The 18217-nt window shown below is 37.7% G+C and carries 17 protein-coding genes and 4 pseudogenes; 14 read left to right on the plus strand and 7 right to left on the minus strand.

Annotation, left to right across the window (positions count from 1 at the left end; all coding sequences use genetic code 11):
- Positions 1-19: 19 nt before the first annotated feature.
- Both LA20531_RS10795 and LA20531_RS10800 read right to left on the minus strand, forming a co-directional pair.
- Positions 20-610, minus strand: a complete 591-nt coding sequence (locus LA20531_RS10795) for a hypothetical protein (protein WP_056939403.1) — start codon at positions 608-610, stop codon at positions 20-22.
- A 92-nt stretch (positions 611-702) separates the two neighbouring features.
- Positions 703-2637: a PTS sugar transporter subunit IIABC gene (locus tag LA20531_RS10800; RefSeq protein ID WP_056939404.1), complete on the minus strand. Its 1935-nt coding sequence runs from the start codon at positions 2635-2637 to the stop codon at positions 703-705.
- A 182-nt stretch (positions 2638-2819) separates the two neighbouring features.
- Between LA20531_RS10800 and treR the strand changes: the two genes are divergently transcribed.
- The 5 genes from treR (at position 2820) to LA20531_RS10825 (ending at position 8051) form a co-directional block, all read left to right on the plus strand.
- A complete protein-coding gene (treR, locus tag LA20531_RS10805) occupies positions 2820-3545 on the plus strand; it encodes a trehalose operon repressor (RefSeq protein WP_056939405.1) in 726 nt (241 codons plus the stop codon).
- Between the two features lie 15 nt (positions 3546-3560).
- Positions 3561-5222, plus strand: coding sequence for an alpha,alpha-phosphotrehalase (gene treC, locus LA20531_RS10810; RefSeq protein WP_056939406.1), 1662 nt, complete (start codon positions 3561-3563; stop codon positions 5220-5222).
- A 182-nt stretch (positions 5223-5404) separates the two neighbouring features.
- A complete protein-coding gene (locus LA20531_RS10815) occupies positions 5405-6850 on the plus strand; it encodes an APC family permease (RefSeq protein ID WP_056939407.1) in 1446 nt (481 codons plus the stop codon).
- 236 nt (positions 6851-7086) lie between these two features.
- The gene (locus tag LA20531_RS10820; protein ID WP_056939408.1) at positions 7087-7557 is read left to right on the plus strand and encodes a zinc metalloprotease; all 471 of its coding nucleotides are present in this window, start codon (positions 7087-7089) and stop codon (positions 7555-7557) included.
- A 50-nt stretch (positions 7558-7607) separates the two neighbouring features.
- Positions 7608-8051 carry a hypothetical protein gene (locus tag LA20531_RS10825; RefSeq protein WP_013437823.1) on the plus strand — a complete coding sequence of 148 codons (444 nt, stop codon included), beginning with the start codon at positions 7608-7610 and terminating at the stop codon, positions 8049-8051.
- A 48-nt stretch (positions 8052-8099) separates the two neighbouring features.
- Here LA20531_RS10825 and LA20531_RS10830 read toward each other — a convergent pair whose 3' ends face one another.
- Positions 8100-9212 (minus strand): glycosyltransferase, encoded by a 1113-nt coding sequence (locus LA20531_RS10830; RefSeq protein ID WP_056939409.1) that lies wholly within the window; start codon positions 9210-9212, stop codon positions 8100-8102.
- A gap of 67 nt (positions 9213-9279) precedes the next feature.
- On the opposite strand from LA20531_RS10830, the gene LA20531_RS10835 reads away from it, so the two are divergent.
- The 3 genes from LA20531_RS10835 (at position 9280) to LA20531_RS10845 (ending at position 11207) form a co-directional block, all read left to right on the plus strand.
- Positions 9280-10140 carry a lysophospholipid acyltransferase family protein gene (locus tag LA20531_RS10835; RefSeq protein WP_056939410.1) on the plus strand — a complete coding sequence of 287 codons (861 nt, stop codon included), beginning with the start codon at positions 9280-9282 and terminating at the stop codon, positions 10138-10140.
- 19 nt (positions 10141-10159) lie between these two features.
- On the plus strand, positions 10160-10663 hold the full coding sequence (locus LA20531_RS10840; protein WP_162252717.1) for a hypothetical protein: 504 nt from the start codon (positions 10160-10162) through the stop codon (positions 10661-10663).
- Between the two features lie 340 nt (positions 10664-11003).
- The gene (locus LA20531_RS10845; protein ID WP_162252718.1) at positions 11004-11207 is read left to right on the plus strand and encodes a hypothetical protein; all 204 of its coding nucleotides are present in this window, start codon (positions 11004-11006) and stop codon (positions 11205-11207) included.
- Here LA20531_RS10845 and LA20531_RS10850 read toward each other — a convergent pair.
- Positions 11190-11639, minus strand: a pseudogene (locus LA20531_RS10850) (IS982 family transposase); the annotation flags it as partial. The gene LA20531_RS10845 and the pseudogene LA20531_RS10850 overlap by 18 nt on opposite strands.
- A 192-nt stretch (positions 11640-11831) precedes the next feature.
- On the opposite strand from LA20531_RS10850, the gene LA20531_RS11310 reads away from it, so the two are divergent.
- Positions 11832-11990: a hypothetical protein gene (locus LA20531_RS11310; protein ID WP_003627907.1), complete on the plus strand. Its 159-nt coding sequence runs from the start codon at positions 11832-11834 to the stop codon at positions 11988-11990.
- 40 nt (positions 11991-12030) lie between these two features.
- Positions 12031-12836: pseudogene (locus LA20531_RS10855) on the plus strand (IS5-like element ISL2 family transposase).
- Positions 12837-12902: 66 nt separating this feature from the next.
- On the opposite strand, the pseudogene LA20531_RS10860 reads toward LA20531_RS10855, so the two are convergent.
- Positions 12903-13953 (minus strand): annotated as a pseudogene (locus LA20531_RS10860) (IS30 family transposase).
- A gap of 155 nt (positions 13954-14108) precedes the next feature.
- Here LA20531_RS10860 and LA20531_RS10865 point away from each other — a divergent pair.
- Complete coding sequence (locus LA20531_RS10865; RefSeq protein WP_082589075.1) at positions 14109-14759, plus strand: hypothetical protein; 651 nt, start codon at positions 14109-14111, stop codon at positions 14757-14759.
- Between the two features lie 142 nt (positions 14760-14901).
- Positions 14902-15759 carry an IS982 family transposase gene (locus tag LA20531_RS10870; protein WP_099202228.1) on the plus strand — a complete coding sequence of 286 codons (858 nt, stop codon included), beginning with the start codon at positions 14902-14904 and terminating at the stop codon, positions 15757-15759.
- Between the two features lie 135 nt (positions 15760-15894).
- Here LA20531_RS10870 and LA20531_RS11180 read toward each other — a convergent pair whose 3' ends face one another.
- Complete coding sequence (locus LA20531_RS11180) at positions 15895-16170, minus strand: hypothetical protein (protein ID WP_157771642.1); 276 nt, start codon at positions 16168-16170, stop codon at positions 15895-15897.
- Between the two features lie 4 nt (positions 16171-16174).
- On the opposite strand from LA20531_RS11180, the gene LA20531_RS10875 reads away from it, so the two are divergent.
- On the plus strand, positions 16175-16408 hold the full coding sequence (locus tag LA20531_RS10875) for an LPXTG cell wall anchor domain-containing protein (protein WP_056940635.1): 234 nt from the start codon (positions 16175-16177) through the stop codon (positions 16406-16408).
- Positions 16409-16472: 64 nt separating this feature from the next.
- Here the strand turns inward: LA20531_RS10875 and LA20531_RS10880 are convergent, their stop codons facing one another.
- Complete coding sequence (locus LA20531_RS10880; protein WP_013437829.1) at positions 16473-17405, minus strand: 2-dehydropantoate 2-reductase; 933 nt, start codon at positions 17403-17405, stop codon at positions 16473-16475.
- Between the two features lie 133 nt (positions 17406-17538).
- On the opposite strand from LA20531_RS10880, the pseudogene LA20531_RS10885 reads away from it, so the two are divergent.
- Positions 17539-18184 (plus strand): annotated as a pseudogene (locus tag LA20531_RS10885) (nitroreductase family protein).
- Positions 18185-18217 lie beyond the last annotated feature (33 nt).

Consider the following 18217-nt stretch of genomic DNA (forward strand, 5'->3'; position numbering starts at 1 on the left):
CTAACCATTGCTTTTGTTTCTATTGATTTACTTTTGAGAAATCATATTTCCGATATTTCAGTGCAGCCTTTTTATCCTTGAAAGCTACACCATTAACAGCTTTAGGATTAGTGCCATAGCTCATAAATAAGCAATCTTGGCCTTTAAATTGTCCTAACTTGTAGGACATATCGACGGTGTCTAAAAATCCACGTTCTTTTAATGCGCCACTATCTGTTGAGATCATGACAGCATTTCCGGCGTATTCCTTGTTTTGCTTTTCTGAGTTGTGGTCTAACTTCAAATTTGGATCAGTTTTACGGTAAGTGACGTAGCCATTGAAGGTATGTGTTGTAATGACCAACTTAGTAGCTTTCTTGCTATAAGGATCAGCACGGTACCAGGTGCCACGATATTCTTCTGGCACTGTTGTTAATGCAAAGCCTTTGTATTTCTTATGTAAGTCAATTTTAGGTGCAACACTATTATGTTTTTTTGTGTGGAAATGCGTAGAATGCTTTTCCACTTGGAAACCCGTTTCAGTATGAGTGGCCTCATGTTTAACAGGAGTACAGCCTGCAAGAAGCAATCCAGTCAATAAAACGGTAGAAGTAAAAAATAGTTTTTTCATAATGGACTTATTCTAGTTGGTTTTCATGACGTTTTCAATAGAAAATAAAATGCCAGTAGAAATTAATCTACTGACATTTTTATTTGTCAAGTTTACTTAGTACCTGGGCGTTGCTTTTTTTCAACTTTCTTACCCATAGTCATATTGTCGTTGTAGCCCCATACCCAAGTTACGATAAAGGCGACCACGATTGAAACAGCACTAGCGATTAAGAATGTGTAGAAACTGTTTAATTGAGTTGGGTGAGCTGGGTTGAAGAAACTTGAGAATCCGATCAAACCACCGGTGAAGCCATACATAGTACCGTGCATTAAACCAGTAACAAGACCACCGAATGCTGAACCGATACAACCTGAAGCAAATACTTTATTGTATCTTAAGTTAATACCGTAGATAGCTGGTTCAGTAACACCGCAGAATGCTGAAATAGCAGCAGCGATACCTAATTCCTTCATGTCAGGTTTCTTTGACTTAACGGCAACCGCCAATACAGCAGCACCTTGAGCAATCATAGTTGAACAAATAATAGCGTTTAATGAACTTTGGCCAGTTGAGGCAATTTGTTGAGCAACCAATGGAACAACACCCCAGTGAAGACCAAAGATAACAAGTAATTGGTAGAAGGCACCGATTACTAAACCACCAAGCCAACCAGATGCTGAAACTAACCAGTTGATGAATACGGCAATACCGTTAGCGGCACCTTGGATAACTGGTCCAGTAATTACCAAAGTAATAGTAGAAACAACCAAGATAGTAATCAACGGTACGAAGATCATTTGCAAGTAGCTTGGCAAAACTTTCTTGAGCCAGTCTTCACATTTAGCAGCAAGCCATGCAGCCAAGATCATTGGGAAGATTGAGTAACTGTAGTTCAAGAATCGGAAGTTCCAACCACCAAGGTTGAACATCATTTTACCAGCAGTACCCCAAGTAATCATTTGTGGGTAGGTAATAAATCCACCGATTACGGCTGCGATAATTGGATCACTGCCAAGACGTTTAGCAGCTGAGAATCCTACTAAAATTGGTAGGAAGAAGAAGGCTGAGTCAGCCATTGCGCTAACTGTAATGTAAACTGGACTCTTAACGTTAAGCAAAGCACCAAGTTGAGGCAAGGTTAATAATGCTAAAAGACCTTTGATGATACCAGAAGCAGCGATTACACCGATAACCGGACTCATTGAACCGGTGATAAAACCGATTAAGTTACCGAATGCTTTAGCAACTGGGTTGCGGTTATCATTTTCATTAGTTTGTGGAGCAGGTTTATCACTTAAACCAGGAAGTTGCTTCATTACAGCGTCGTAAACATTAGTAACTTCATTACCAATAACAACTTGGTATTGACCACCTGCGTGCATGACATCAAGAATACCGCGTTGGTTCTTTAAGACATCATCGTTAGCTTTTGATTCGTCCTTTAAGTAAAAACGCAGACGAGTAATACAGTGGATCAAATTATTAATGTTGTCCTTACCACCGACGTTCTTAATGATAAAAGTAGCAAGTTCATCATATGAAAGCTTCTTATCTGAATTTTGATTTTCGTTTGCAGTTTTTAAGTATGCATGTGCAACAACGTCGCCAGTTTTGGCAGGACCTTCTGAAACATCAAGACCATCAAGTTTGTCGTTTGAATTAGTGATCAAAACCATAATGGTGGTATCAAGGCCTTTATCATTGATAAATTTAAGATCCATTGTGGCAATATCTTGACCAGCTTCAACTGTTTGACCATCCTTAATAAGAATTTCAAAAGGTTCACCTTTAAGTCCAACAGTATCGACACCCATGTGGACTAAAACTTCAAGTCCATCATCGGTAGTAATTCCGACTGCGTGCTTAGTGTCTGCAATCATTGAAACTTTACCGCTGACTGGTGCAACAACTTCGCCATCAGATGGGGTAAGACCGAAGCCTTGTCCCATTGCACCTTTACTAAAAATAGGATCGCTTGTTTTACTTAACGCAATAACTTTGCCGTTTGCAGGAGCAAGAATTGCAATTTCATTATTTTCTGACATAATCGTTCCCTTCTCTAAAACGCTTTCATTCAATTCACTAATTATATTAAACTTGTATATACAAGTTGTCAACATATTTTTTGAAAAGGATTTCAATACCAAAGTAATAATATTTATATTTACTATTTACTTGTACGTACAATTATGAATATAATATGCGATAGATAGAAAGGAAAGATATTATGGCTGAATCAAAATCAGATATTATTGCACAAGATATTGCTGCAAAAATACAGCACCATCAATATGAAGCAGGTGATTTTCTTCTTAGTGAAAGTAAATTGACTACTTTATATGGTTCATCTCGTGAGACAGTACGAAAGGCTCTGAATCAATTAACTGCTTTAGGTTTGATCCAGAAGATTAAGGGTAAGGGTTCAATTGTTTTGGACTTGGAGAAGTATTCTTTTCCTATCTCAGGTATTACTAGTTTTGCGGAATTGAATAAGTCGCTTAATATGCATGCGCAGACCAAGGTAATTACTTTGAAAAAGATGACCGATTTGCCAAAAATGTTTAAGGAAAAGTTTCCTGAACAAAAAAAGCAAGCAGGTATTTACGTTGAACGTCTGCGTTTGATCGACGATGAGCCAGCCGTGCTTGATTGCGATTATCTTTTTTCACCGCCAATCGATGATTTACCTAAAGAAGCAGCGGAAAATTCAATTTATGACTATATTGAAAATAAGTTGGGATTGGATATTTCTTATGCTACTAAGGTAATTACGGTAGAAAAGATCGATGACAAGTGTCAAAAGCTGTTGCAGTTAGAAGATAGTTTGGCCGTTTTGGTTGCTAGTCATAATTTTTTAAATGACACGACACTATTTCAACTAACATTATCTTTCCATAATCCAAGCAAGTTTAAATTCGTGGATTTTGCAAGAAGACAAAAAATTAAGTTATAAGATGGGGAAAAGTAAATGACAGATTTAGGTAAGAAAGTAATTTATCAAATTTATCCAAAATCATTTTATGATTCAAATGGCGATGGCATTGGTGATATTCCTGGTATCATTCAAAAGATTGACTACATCAAGAAACTGAATGCTGATATGATCTGGTTCAATCCATTCTTTGTTTCACCACAAAATGACAATGGCTATGATATTGCCGACTATTACAATATTGATCCACGTTTCGGGACGATGGCGGATTTCGAAGAACTGGTTAAAAAGCTAAAGGAGATCAATGTTGGCGTCATGCTAGACATGGTGTTGAATCACTGTTCAACTGAGAATATTTGGTTTAAAAAGGCACTTGCTGGGGATGAAAAGTACCGTAAGTTCTTCTACCTGAGAAAGGGCAAAGACGGCAAATTACCTAACAACTGGCAAAGCAAATTTGGTGGTCCCGCTTGGGCAAAATTTGGCGATACTGATTACTACTATCTTCACTTGTATGATCCAACTCAAGCTGATCTTGATTGGCATAACCCAGAAGTACGTAAAGAGTTGTTCAAGGTAGTCAACTTCTGGCGGAGCAAGGGCGTACACGGTTTCCGTTTTGACGTAATCAACGTTACTGGTAAGGCAGAAGAATTAGTTGATTCCACTGATCCAGTTGAAGAAAAGAGCCTGTATACTGATACGCCTGTAGTTCATAAGTACTTAAAAGAATTGAATGCAGCAACTTTTGGTCAAGATCCTGATTCAATTACAGTTGGTGAAATGTCATCAACCACAATTGCTAACTCAATTGAATACTCCAAGCCAAGTGAACATGAATTATCAATGGTCTTCACTTTTCACCACTTAAAGGTTGACTATAAAGATGGTGAAAAATGGTCCAAGATGCCATTTGATTTCATAAAGTTAAAGAGTCTCTTTACTGAATGGCAAGAAAAGATGGATCAAGGTGGCGGCTGGAATGCGCTCTTCTGGAATAACCATGACCAACCTTGGGCATTGACTCGCTTTGGCGACACCGGTAAATATCGTGAAAAGTCAGCTGAGATGTTAGCAACTGCAACCGACTTTATGCGTGGTACTCCTTACATTTACATGGGTGAAGAAATCGGTATGATCGACCCAGATTATTCTTCAATGGACGATTATGTAGATATTGAAGCTAAGAATGCCTTTAAAGCTTTGACTAAGAATGGTTTGAATGAAAAAGATGCCTTTGAAATTGTGAAATCAAAGGCACGTGACAATTCACGTGTGCCAATGCACTGGAATAATGAAAAATATGCTGGCTTTAGTGAACATAAGCCATGGCTGATGCCAACTGACCAGGATCGAATTAACGTCGAGGATGAGTTAGCACATGGTGAGATCTTTAACTACTACCAAAAGCTAATTAAGTTGCGTAAGAGTGAAAAATTGATCTCTGATGGCCATATCAAGATGTTCTTGGGAGACGATCCACAAATCTTCGCTTATGAACGCTACTTAGAAGATAGCGATGAAAAATTGCTTGTTTTTACTAACTTCTATGGTAAAAAGCATAGTGCTAAATTGCCTGAAAAATATCAAGGCAAAGACTATCAAGTATTGCTTAGCAACCATGATGTGGAAAATGGTAAGTTGACTGATGAAATTACTTTGGCACCATATGAAGCATTGGCTATTAAGATTAAGTAAATAAGACAAAAACAGAAGTTGAATGAAAATCAGCTTCTGTTTTTTTATATGCCCAGATAGACTATACTTATTATTGAAGAATAGGGAGAAAATTATGAATGAGAAAATAGGGAAACATTCCAATAATTCACCGCCTAAATCTATGAAATATTCTTTTTTTGTTTCATAGGGGAGGTAAATTTTTGGATTCTTTTGATACTACGCATAAGCGTAAATTAATTTCTTGGCCAGTATTGGCCTTGATGGACTTTGTCACCGTTATTGGTTTTGATGACATTATCTACAACTTTAAAAACCAAGGTTTGGCAACTATTTCAGAGTGGGTTATCATGCTTGCTTTGTACGTTGTCCCATATGAAATGATGGTAGGACAGTTAGGTTCCACTTTTTCTGAAACAACCGGTGGTTTAACTTCCTGGATTCGTCATACTTCAGGCGACAAAATGGGTTACTTCATGGCCTGGGCTGGCTGGGTTTGTGCTCTGCCATATCTAGTCGATGTTGCGAACTCAACTGTCGTTTCATTTGGTTGGCTCTTTGCCGGCAATAACTCTTATGAAGATAAAATGAACAACTGGACATTTGCTTTGCTTACTGCAGCTGTCTTCATCATCTTTATCTTCTTCCAGCACCGTTTTGCTAACTCATTGCAAATGTTGTCGGTAATTGGTGGTGGGGCAATGTTTATTATCACTGTCCTTTACATCATCATGACTTTTGCATACTTAGGCAAGGGTGGTCATATTGAAACTCAACCATTCAATTGGCGTTCAATTTTTCCAACCTTCGATACTAAGTTCTTCACTTCATTAGGTTTGTTCATTTTTGCGATGGATGGTGCGGAATTCGTTGCTCCATACGTTACTGAAATGAAGAATGGTGCGCGTGACTTCCCTAAGGCAATGATTATGTTGGCTGTCATGACTGGATTCTTGACGGTCTTTGGCTCATTTGCATTAGGTGTCTTCTTCAACGCTCACCACTTGCCAGATGATTTGAAGATGAATGGTTCATATTATGCCTTTGAGGCAATGGGTAAGGACTTCGGTTTAGGTAAATTCTTCTTGTATCTGTTCATTGTGACGCAGGCACTTTACATGATCGCTCAGCTGGCAATGCTGGTTGATGGTATGTCACGTGAGTTCTTGTCAGACACTGCCAAGAAGTACTTACCAAAGGGCTTAACTAAGAAGGATAAAAACGGTTTGCCAATTCATGGTTACTGGTTGACCGCACTTCTTTGTTCTTTCATCATGTTCTCTTCAGCAACTTTGCCTAACATTAACTCAATCTTTAACCAGTTGCTGAACTTGAACGGTATTATCGACCCATTCACCACTTCATTCATTTTCTGGGCCTTCATTAAGATTCGTGAGGATGAAAAGAAGTACCATGCTGAATATGTTTATATCAAGAATAGACGCATGTCATTAATCATGGGTTGGTGGTGCTTCCTCTTGACCTTGGTTGCCGCATTTGGTTCAATCTTCCAAGTTGATGCACCAACAGGTTCAGCTGAATACTACCAGACTATTTTCTTGAACGTCTTTGAATCATTTGTCTTATTAGGTTTAGGTTTGATTTTGCCTTTAATCGCAAGATGGCAAAGAAATCACGAAAATGCTTAGTAGATTTTTATTGAATAGAAAAGAAAATGTGCTTTAATTTGTACTAAAGCACATTTTTTGTTTTGGAGGGATAGATATGAAAAAGAAATTTTTAATCAAAGCCGCTGCAGCTGTAATGTTGTTGACACCAGTGACTGGCAGTTTTGTTATTGGAAATACTAATACTGTTTTAGCAAAAAAATAAGACTTTAAAGGTTAAGGATATCAAGAAGCCAGTTAGAACCGTCTATCTTAAGATGAAGCCTAAGAATTTTTTATATCAAACAATAAAGCAGGCGATGAAAGCTTGGAACAATACTGGTGCATTTACTTTTAAGCAGGTTAAACGACAGAGGGATACCAACATCATTGTGACTGATATTAAGAGAAAGGACATTCCAATGCCTGGGATCGCATTTGTTAAAGATGATGTCTTGCATATCGATCGCAAAGCTAGCAAGTTGAATCCAGTGATTAACCTTAATCCAGCATTTTTGAATAAGTCATATGTGAGAAAACAATTGAAAGACAGTGGAATTCCGGCAGATCAAGCTGATCTTGCTTTTAGTAGATTGACATTAGCAATCTGTGAACATGAATTAGGTCATGCCATTGGATTGAAGCACTATAAGGGAGCAAAGCCATCAGTGATGAAAGAAAATCCAGGTGTGCCAATTCAACCAGTTGACGTGCAAAATGTACGCAAATTGTATCATCTTGGTCAATAGCCGACATTTTTGTATAATGGACTTATCTTGTAAAGAAAGCAGATTTGATAATGTTAAAAGACGAAAAGAAATTTGATGAGTTAGGTCAAAAGTTGTTCATGAAGGGTGTGTTGCAAAACTTCGAACAAAAGCATGGCCCAATCAAAGGCAGAATGATGGTTACTGAAGGCAAGATCCCACCTGAAATGCTTTCTAAGTTGCAACCAGAGTTGATGAAGAATCCTAAGTGGATCGTGGTTGAAGGCAGTTTTGACTTTTCTAACTATACAATTGGCATGGTTGTTGGCCTTAACCCAATTAGACCAATATCTGAAGGTTGGTTAACCCCACAATTGAATCACCCAGGTATTAAGCCAACGCAAAATTGGCAAGAATTCTTTATGGGAAAGGTTATGGAGAATATGGACGAAAATGGTAAGATCGACTTGCCATTGTACAGTTGGATCTCAGACAAGAGCGATTTAACCTTGACTGATAAGGAACGAGAAAAATAAGAGAGACAAAAAGCTTGGTTAGTGTGATGCTAATCAAGCTTTTTGATTTTATTTCAAAGTCAAACCTTCCAAATTACCCAAGGCAATCTTAGCTGATCTTTTAACGCTCAAAGTTTTGCCATAATCGCGGTATCTTTGCTGCATTTCTTTTAACTCTAGGGGATGCTCGAACCAGTAATCAATCTTTTCAGCTAAGGTTGTACTATCACCAGCAGGGAAACGATTGTTGTCAGTCAAAGCATAGCTAACAGTAGAAGACAAGGGACTGTCGGCAATTACAGGTACGCAGCCACTAGCAAAGGCCTCCATGCAAGCCATGCCTTCAATCTCGACATCAGCGCAGTGCACGATCAGGTCGGCTTGAGACATAATCTTTCTCAAATCAACTGGTGCAAAATAGTGCATGATTGGTTTCTTAGGGAGCTGATTTGCCAACTTTTCATATTCTTTTTCTAGAGGACCTTGGCCAGCAAAAATAAGGCGAATTTCTGGGGCATGTTTAGCTAGTTGCATTGCTTTGAATAAAGTTTGTTGCTGTTTTTCATGCGAAAATCGTCCAATACACAAAATGGTGAAGGGATGCCCGACTTCTTCTTTGTGTGGATTTTGAATAAACTTTTCACTAATTCCATTTGAGACCACAAAAAGCTTTTGCTTGAAGTGATGTTGTCTTAACCATTTTGCTACCTTAGGTGTAGGAACCTGCAAGGCATCACAATTTCTGAATGACTTGACCTTGAAGAAAGTCATAAAGCACCAGTTGCCAAATTTGTTGTCCAAAATCGGTACGGAAGCAGTGATGTTTTGCGGATAAATGTGAAAGGTTCCGGTCACTGGTTTAGCCTGTTTTTTAGCAAGCTTTGCTGCTCGCCAAGAAACAGGAAAAGGTGTTTCAACTTGAACAATATCTGCCCAGCTGATCGCTTTTTTTAATGTTTTGTTGATTGGCTTAGCAAAGTGGAAACCCTGCTTTTTAATCAAGCCGTAGATAATAGGAATGTAAATTTTTAGTTCAGGCACAGAGTAATCGGCATCTTTTCCAGTAGAAAGGATACGAACCTCTTGGCCCATTTTCTTGTATTCGTGAGCAAATCGTTGCGTCGAGATGCTCATACCATTACTTTGATTGAAATAATTGTCAATTACAATTAAGATTTTCATGATTTTCTCTAAGTGTGTTAATAGAAGAATTTCGCTATAATATAACCAATAGATATGTAGATAAAAAATGATCTTGGGTTTTCATAGGCGACAAGTTATAGCTAATATTAAAAGAAATGTAGCTAAAAAGCAATTTAATAGCAAGGCTGAGCTGCACGATCCGGTGCTTGATCAAGAGCAGACGAATAACATTGTAAATAAATATTGGAAGTATACTTCATCAATCGGCTATCGCATGATCAATCCGGTTATTCGAGGTATTTTTGCTGCGGCGTCGCAGATTCTGACAGGACGTTGCCAGATTGAAGGGTTAGAGAATTTGCCTGATATACCGACGGCTTTTGTTACGGGTAATCACTACAACCAGTTTGATGTCTTGCTGATGAAAAAGTTGGCGATGAAGAAAAATAAGAGAGTGTTTATCGTGGTGGAGGCGAGTAATCTAGCGATGCCGCATCTGATTGGCTGGGCGGTGCGAAATTTTGATTCTTTGCCAATTGATAAAGATATGCATTATTTGAGTCGCGTTTTTCCGAAAAAGTTGAAAGAGACACTTAAGAAACCATGTTGGGTGTTGATCTATCCTGAAGAGGAGTTGTGGTTCAATTATCGTAAGCCGCGTCCATTAAAAAAGGGTGCATATTACTATGCGGCAAAGTTGAATCAACCAATTATTTCGACTTTTACAGAAATTAGAGCGACTTCGAGACGTGAAGTGTTTCATCGTGATTTTTATAAGACGAGAAAGATCTTGCATGTGTTGCCAACAATCTACCCTAATTCTGATTTGAAGTTGTCAGAAAATGTGAATCTGATGTGGCGTAAGGATTATGAGCAAAAGAAGGCAGCTTATGAGAAGTGCTATGGTAAAAAGCTGACTGATGAATTTAGTTATAATGATATTGCTGGGTATGCACCGAAGAAGTAAGGATACTGATGCAAAACCGGTGGTTGATGAAGAACCCGCAGTTGAGTCTGATAATTCAGGTGATGCCGAAGATGGTGCATCTAAAGGAAAAGGTTCGGATCATTTGGGGAATGCAAAGAAAGATGAGAATACTGCATCATCCGATGACAAACATCTAATTACTGATGGCAATAAGGTCAAAGAAAATGATGATGAAGCTAACGAAGACAAGAAGGAAGAACATGAGTCATCAGATAAGGGAGACTCCGGAGATAAACTAGCGGATAGTAAAATCATGGCTAGATTAGCTCGTGCCCCTAGGAGGGTGAAGGATCCTACTTTTAAAATTCCTGCTGCCGTTAAGACTGGACATGATGATAAGGGCGATTATTATATAGAGCATGCCGATGTTGAGCGAGAGTTTAATATGAATCTCCATTATAACGATGTAAGGGTTAAACTTGATGATAAAGGACTATTTGATATTGGTGGCTATGATATCGTTAAAAAGGATTTTATACCATTTAAAAAATTTACACTCTGACATTAAAATATAGCGGGGATAAATACTATTCTACTTCTTATGAAGAGACTTATACTGCAAATGAAGACGAAAATGGAAATATCCTTATAGATGGACCTTATGAAGGGACTTTTGAAGTTTATGGTTTCGACCAATATCATGGAGCAGAAGTTGATTCAAACATTTCAAAATATGGAGTCTCAGTATGGATGGGCATAGATGATTCGATGATAATGGTAATCTAATTTCGAGCTTAGATCATCTTAATCCACGAGGCACACTTACTTATACCTCTGTAGTTGGCGGTGGTGATAGTATAGAGGATATAAAGAAAGATGGGCTGGCTTCATTACCAAATATTTTGGATGGTTACGCAGGTTCGGCCATGATTGATATATCTAATTGGTATCAAAATGGGTATCACTTAGCAGATTTAGGTAAAGATGAAAATGAGATATTTGGTTTTCTTGATTATACTGAGGGGAGCGACTATGCACAAGGATTAAAAAACTTTGCTAAAAATAATAATTTCAATATACGCGTGGTGCTAGTTAAATCGTTCTAGACAATAAGCCAAATTATAAGCTAAAATTGCAATTTCCAACCGGCTTTGAAAGCCTATCAGACTACGTGCTCGATTGTTCTCGGCATTGTAATAGGTCAGAAGCGAAAAGTCGCTTTCAATTGTTCTGCGAATAGCCATCAATTGATGATCATTGTGCTTTTTAGCTCCTGTCATATTTTTACGATATGGTGTCCAAAGTTCGTAACCCATTTGTTTTAGCTGTTGATGCAGTTCTTTGCCTAAATAGCCTTCGTCGCCAAGAAGATAGTAATTAGATGGATGGGTATTTCCCATCAGTTCAACTGTCTCCCTGGCATCATGAACTGATGCCTTTGTTACGACATAATCAAGAATGTAACCGTCATCGCTAACAATGGCATGAACTTTGAAACCATAGAAGTAAATTTTCTTGGTGGCCTTATAACCAATGTCAACAAAGGTTGTTAACTAGTGCTGAGAAGAGCTCTGAGTTGCAAAATAAAGTTGATAAGATTGAGAATGCATCACTTTGGCAAAGGATTACGAGGAAATTTGACTAAAAATAATAAAAATATTAATTTAGCGTTGATTTTTATTAAAAAAGAATTATAATAATTTTAATAAAAGATTTCAGGATGTAATCTTATGAAAAAAGTGTTTTTATCTTTAGTCGTGTTGGCATCTGTTGGTGCAGGTCTTTTTGCTGGGACTCAGACAAAGGTTTCTGCTGCAACTTATAGAGTAAATCGTTTCATTCATACACTTCCTGGTGGTGATTGTGGTCAACATAATGTGCAAAATTAATAATAGAGTTACTGCGAAACATCTGCTATAATCTTAAATTATGAAATACGAAACAGCTAAAAATTTAAACAATACCAGATTCAAGCGTCTGATCGGCGTTGCCAAGCCTGTCTTTGACGAAATGGTCAAAGTATTAAAAGCCGAATATCAAGTCAAGCATGCCCGAGGCGGCAGAAAGCCCAAGCTGGCAATTGAAGACCTGCTTCTGGCTACTTTGCAGTACCTCAAGGAATACCGTACTTATGAACAAATAGCTGCCGATTACGGTGTGCATGACAGCAACCTGATCAGAAGAAGCCACTGGGCCGAAGAGACTTTGGTTAAGCATGGCTTTAACATTGGCAAGCAAGAAATCAAGCCAGACGATGTTGTCTTAATCGATGCCACTGAAGTAAAGATTCAACGCCCAAAAAAAGACAAGCAGCTTATTATTCCGGCAAGAAAAAGCAGCACGTTTTAAAAGCCCAGGCGATTACAGACACTACCGGCAGAATTATTCATTTAGACAGCTGCCAGGCATACCGGCATGACATGCGGCTGCTGCGTGAGTCAAGGCGCAGTCTGCACCGATCCGGTTTGATTTTAGCGGATAGCGGCTATCAGGGATTGGACAAGATTTACTTTCAGGCAAAAACACCGGTCAAATCCAGCAAGAAGAAACCGCTGACTCAGCAGGACAGAGAGCTGAATCATTTAATTTCTTCAATTCGAATCAAGGTCGAGCATGTATTTGGCAAGGTCAAAGCATACAAAATATTTTCTACTACGTATCGCAATCATCGCCGACGTTTTAATTTAAGAATGAATTTAATCTGCGGGATCATCAACCAAGAACTGGCTATCTAGTTTCGCAGTAACTCTAATAGAAATGGACATAATTTTAATCGTAAATTGCAATAATAAATTGAACATTTATACTGCTTGATAGATATGATCTAATTCTTTCTCAAAGATTTCATCTGGTGTATGATATGCCAAGATCTTTCTTGGTAGTGAATTGCACCAGGTTTCAATATTAATGATATCTTGAAGAGAATAGTTATTGATGTAATCACCTTTGGGAATAAATCTGCGAATAAGGCCATTGTGTCTTTCAACAGTGCCTTTATCACAAGAAGTATATGGATGAGCATAGTAAGCCAGGGTTTTTGAAACTGTCTCCAGATTGGATAAATCCGCAAACTCTGATCCATTATCAGTTGTAATTGTCTTAAAGATGTCATTCCAATGTTCACTATACTGTTTGCGCAGAGCCTGAAAAGCAGTCATCACACTGGCGGCTGTCTTATCAGGAATACGCAAGATTAAAAATTCACGGCTCATTTGTTCAGACAAAGTTAGCAGTACTTGATCATCCTTAGTTTTATGTCCTAAGACTAAATCGCATTCCCAGTGGCCAAATTCCTTACGATCATTGATCTCCTTGGGACGTTCTTCAATACTTCGGCCAAGCTTTTTCTTATTTTTACGAATTGCGATGTATTTTAGTATTGCGCTTTAACTTTTCTGGCAAATCAGAATTTCTCATACCCATTAAGCATTGATCTACATAGTTGTACAAGGTTCTAGTGCAAACTACCTGATCACGAGAAAATTCTCCTAAAGCTAAGCAGCGATTGGCACATACATCAAGAGACCAGCCATCTTCGCAGAAATGCTTATTAACGTATTTGATAAAGTCAGATTTCTTTAAGAAATCTGATTTACGACCGCAATTCTTACGATGTATTTGGTAAGCTTTATCACCTTGTTGTGCCTTATAGCGTTTTTGCTTACCATGATAAAGCAAAACAGTACCACGTTTAACCTCATAACTGATAGTAGAAGGAGAGCAATCAAGCTCACGAGCAATAGCCCTAAGAGAGAAACCGTCTTTAATACGGGTTTGAATAACAACCCGTTGCTCAAATGATAAATGCTTTCTCTTTTGGTGCTTAGGCATGATAGAATGTAAAGAGTCCATTTGTGACCTCCAATAGATGTTTTTGTGATTATTAACATTCTATCAAACAGGTCCAAATGGACTTTTTATTTTTCTAAAGTGTTCAATTTGATTTTACAATCAGCGACATAATTTTAATTTAATTATGTCCATTTTTATATAAGGAGGTGAACTGGGTGAATAAAACTAAAAAATTTATTCGATCAAGACGAATTTCTGCCATTCTTCCTTGGATAGGAATGTTGGGTATGTTGTATTTGGTCTTTTCGCTGATTATGCATGGATTATTAGCATTTATAATTAATTTGGGATTTATAGCAAATTTTTATTACATAATTGATGAGTATAATTGGTTGATCGAAAGAATATCATTTGATTCTCAAAGGCTGATAGCAAATAAAAGAATGGGTATTAATCGTTTAGTTATGATAGTAAGTATAGTGATAGCTGTACTTAATACAATTATTTTAATATTGTTAAAGAGACAAGATTTTATTAGTTTTTGTGTTGGGCTCTGCTTTATTAGTGAAATTTACTTCGTAAGTCGTTTAATTGAAAACTTTCAAGTAATATTGCATATTGCATTTGATAGTTGGAAGAAATTTTATATTTTGGTTGTAATAGGTACTGCAGTTTCATCCAGTGTATATCTACTTTTATTGTGTTTTAGTATAATAGCTTATTTTATATATTTTGCAATTATTGGCATCATGTACGTGATAACATATTATATTTTAATAGAAATTCATGATAGGGTCGAAAATGATCTAGGTGGGCATAAATACTTTATAGATTTACCTGACAATCGATTTGGAAAAAGGTTTTAGTTCGTGAGATTTACAATTTTACGAACTAAAAAAGATATTAATCATAATACGCGTGGTGCTAGTTAAATCGTTTTAGTTAATAAAAAAGTCCAATCGGACTAGACTCAAGTTGTAGTATCAAAAATAAAAGAGTCTGATCTGATTGAACTGCCTTAAGCTTAAGCGTTTTAGCCACCATTTACAAGTTAGTTTTAAAGATTTAGTGATAATTTGTCGGCACTGGTATCGTTTGTATGCACCGGCTGAGTTTACTCATCGGCGAAATATTGATCAAATTAAAACTACGGACAGTCTGATTTTGGCTTTACTTATCTGGCAAGCTAAGACAGGAATTGAATCACAAAGAAGATTCTGTGAATGTTTCAATTGTTTATCACACTCACGTTTTAATCGGCGTTCACGTCAGCTATTGCAATTGATTTATCAGATACGGCAAGAAATGAATAAAAAGGTTGACCTGAATGGACAGTTCTTGATCATTGACAGCTTTCCGGTACCTGTTTGCCAACCAATTCGCAACTATCGTGCTAAAATTTTTCGCGGTTATGCCAACATTGGTTATAAGGACACCAAGAAAATTTACTTCTATGGTTTCAAAGTTCATGCCATTGTTAGCGATGACGGTTACATTCTTGATTATGTCGTAACAAAGGCATCAGTTCATGATGCCAGGGAGACAGTTGAACTGATGGGAAATACCCATCCATCTAATTACTATCTTCTTGGCGACGAAGGCTATTTAGGCAAAGAACTGCATCAACAGCTAAAACAAATGGGTTACGAACTTTGGACACCATATCGTAAAAATATGACAGGAGCTAAAAAGCACAATGATCATCAATTGATGGCTATTCGCAGAACAATTGAAAGCGACTTTTCGCTTCTGACCTATTACAATGCCGAGAACAATCGAGCACGTAGTCTGATAGGCTTTCAAAGCCGGTTGGAAATTGCAATTTTAGCTTATAATTTGGCTTATTGTCTAGAACGATTTAACTAGCACCACGCGTTTCAATATAGAAAATACGCGATTTTACAGCGATGGTAACAGGGGCTTTTTTATGACAAAAGATAGAGAAGGAATGATTTTGACGGCGACTCATGATGGTTATGGTCTTACTAAGGAAAATCGTTCTTAGAATGAAACGGGTGGTACCGGTCCAATCTTCATCTTAGTTGACCCGTACGAACATAAAAAGGGTGATCCTTTAATTAACGACAAGCCAACGTTTGAGATACCAAAACCAGAAAAGAAGCCTGACGACAAACCAAAGACACCAGACAAGCCAAAGGTACCAGATAAGATAACTGTTCCTGATATCCCTGACATTCCTGAACCAAATCCGGCTGTTGTAACTACAGATGAGCCTAAAGAACCAAAGGGCGAAAATGTAGATGAAACTTTAACCACTGGTGTGAAAGGCCAAGATGTAACCAAGACTAAGCAGAATAATCCAGTCAAACCAATGGCTCAAGACATAAAGCAGCCTAAGCAGCCAGTCGTTCAAAAAGTTTCCCTAAACAATCCAAAAGCCACTTTGCCTCAAACAGGTGAACGTAGCTCAATTTTGTTGAGCGTGCTCGGCGGATTAGTTGCATTAACTGGTTTGCTTTATCTTGATAAGGACAGAAAGAATAAGAAAGCTTAATAAACAAAAAGACGAGAAATACTAAAAAGAAATCTCGTCTTTTTTGATGCTCTTAAAATTTTTATTACTTAACGTTCAAAATATCTTCCTTAGCATGAATCAAACGCGTGATGAAAGCACAGTATGGAGTGGCAACACTATGCTTCAAGCCCTTGCGCCAAACGGCACCGTCAATATAGTCGATCTCAGTTGGACGATTGTTTTGAACCAAATCCTGATGCATTGAAGGATAGTGTGGCGTATCAAACAAACTTTCAACGTGTTCAATAACTTCCTTGCGATCCAAGTTGACGCCCTCGTATTGAGCAACATCCGCAAATTCTTGTACGATATTTCTAGTCAACTCGTCAGCTTCCTTAGTGTGACCAAATTGCTTGCAGTCAGCATCAAGCAAAGCACAAAGAGCATTAACCACGCCGTTAACACAAGCTTTACGCCAGATAGAATACATGACGTTTTCACTGTAACTAGCATTCAAACCAGCATCAGTCAAAATCTTAACGATCTTTTGCGTCTCGTCTTTACCTTTTGGATCAAGGCATTGGATTTCGACGTTACCATTGTCATTGGCGAAAGTAATGTGGCCAGGAGCCGTCATCATTGATGCCCACATCGTGACACCCATAATGATGTGATCGCGAGTGACAAATCTCTCTAGCACATCTTCGTGACCTAAGCCATTAAGCAAGCAGAGCACATAAGTATCTTTGCTAATGATTGGCTTCAGACTGTTTAACATATTTTCTAACTGCATTGACTTGGTAAAGACGATTAACAGATCAACGCTTTCATGTTGCTCATCGATTTCTTCAGGACTGTAAATTGGCATCTTTTCCGCAATTTCTTCGTCCTTAACTCTAGCGACCACGCCATTTTCACGGATGGCGGCAATGTTTCTGTCCCAAGTATCGATTAAAGTAACGTCATTTCCAGCCTTCTTTAAATGCCAGCCGAATTTTGAACCCATTGCGCCAGCACCGGCAATTGCAATTCTCATATTTTAAGCCTCCTGTATAATTAGTAATCGTTTTCAGCATAAGATAAAATAGATAAATTAGCAATTGAAAAGAATGCTATAAATAAGTTATTATTAAAGCGTATAAACGGTATCATATTTTTGTAGGCTTATTATGGTTATTATTAATAATGATTTTCATGATGTTTTAACTGGAAGACATTCTGTACGTAGATTTGATCCTTCAGTAAAAATTAGTCGTGAAGAAATGACCAAAATGCTTAAAGAAACCATCACGGCACCATCTGCATGCAACTTACAGGCTTGGAGATTTGTGGTTGTTGATACAGGTAAAGGAAGAGAAAAACTGCATAAATATCTTATGAAGTTTAACTTCCCACAGATCGATAAAAGTTCGGCAATTGTTCTATTCTTTGGCAATACCTTAGCTTTTAAAAAGTATAGTAAATTATGGCATAGCATGTATGAAGCCAAAAAGGTAACTAAAGAAGCTATGAATGCTGCTTTAAATACTTTCATGCCTTTATATGAAAAAGCACCAAAGGAAATGTTAGTTGCTGATTCAATGGTTGATACTTCACTTGCTGCAATGCAGTTTATGTTGAATAGCTCGTGAGCATGGCTATGATACTAATGCAATGGCCGGTTATGATTCAACTCAAGCTGCAGCCACAATGGGACTTGACCCTAAGCAGTATGTTCCGGTGATGGCAATTGCGGTTGGTAAGCATGATCCCAAGGCTGAACCTGAGATTGCTACGACTAGATATCAAATTTCAGATTTAGTTGATTTTGAATAATTGCTTATATAGAAACTTTTTTTATGATGAAAG

The sequence above is a fragment of the Lactobacillus amylovorus DSM 20531 genome, from assembly GCF_002706375.1.
Lineage (GTDB): Bacteria > Bacillota > Bacilli > Lactobacillales > Lactobacillaceae > Lactobacillus > Lactobacillus amylovorus.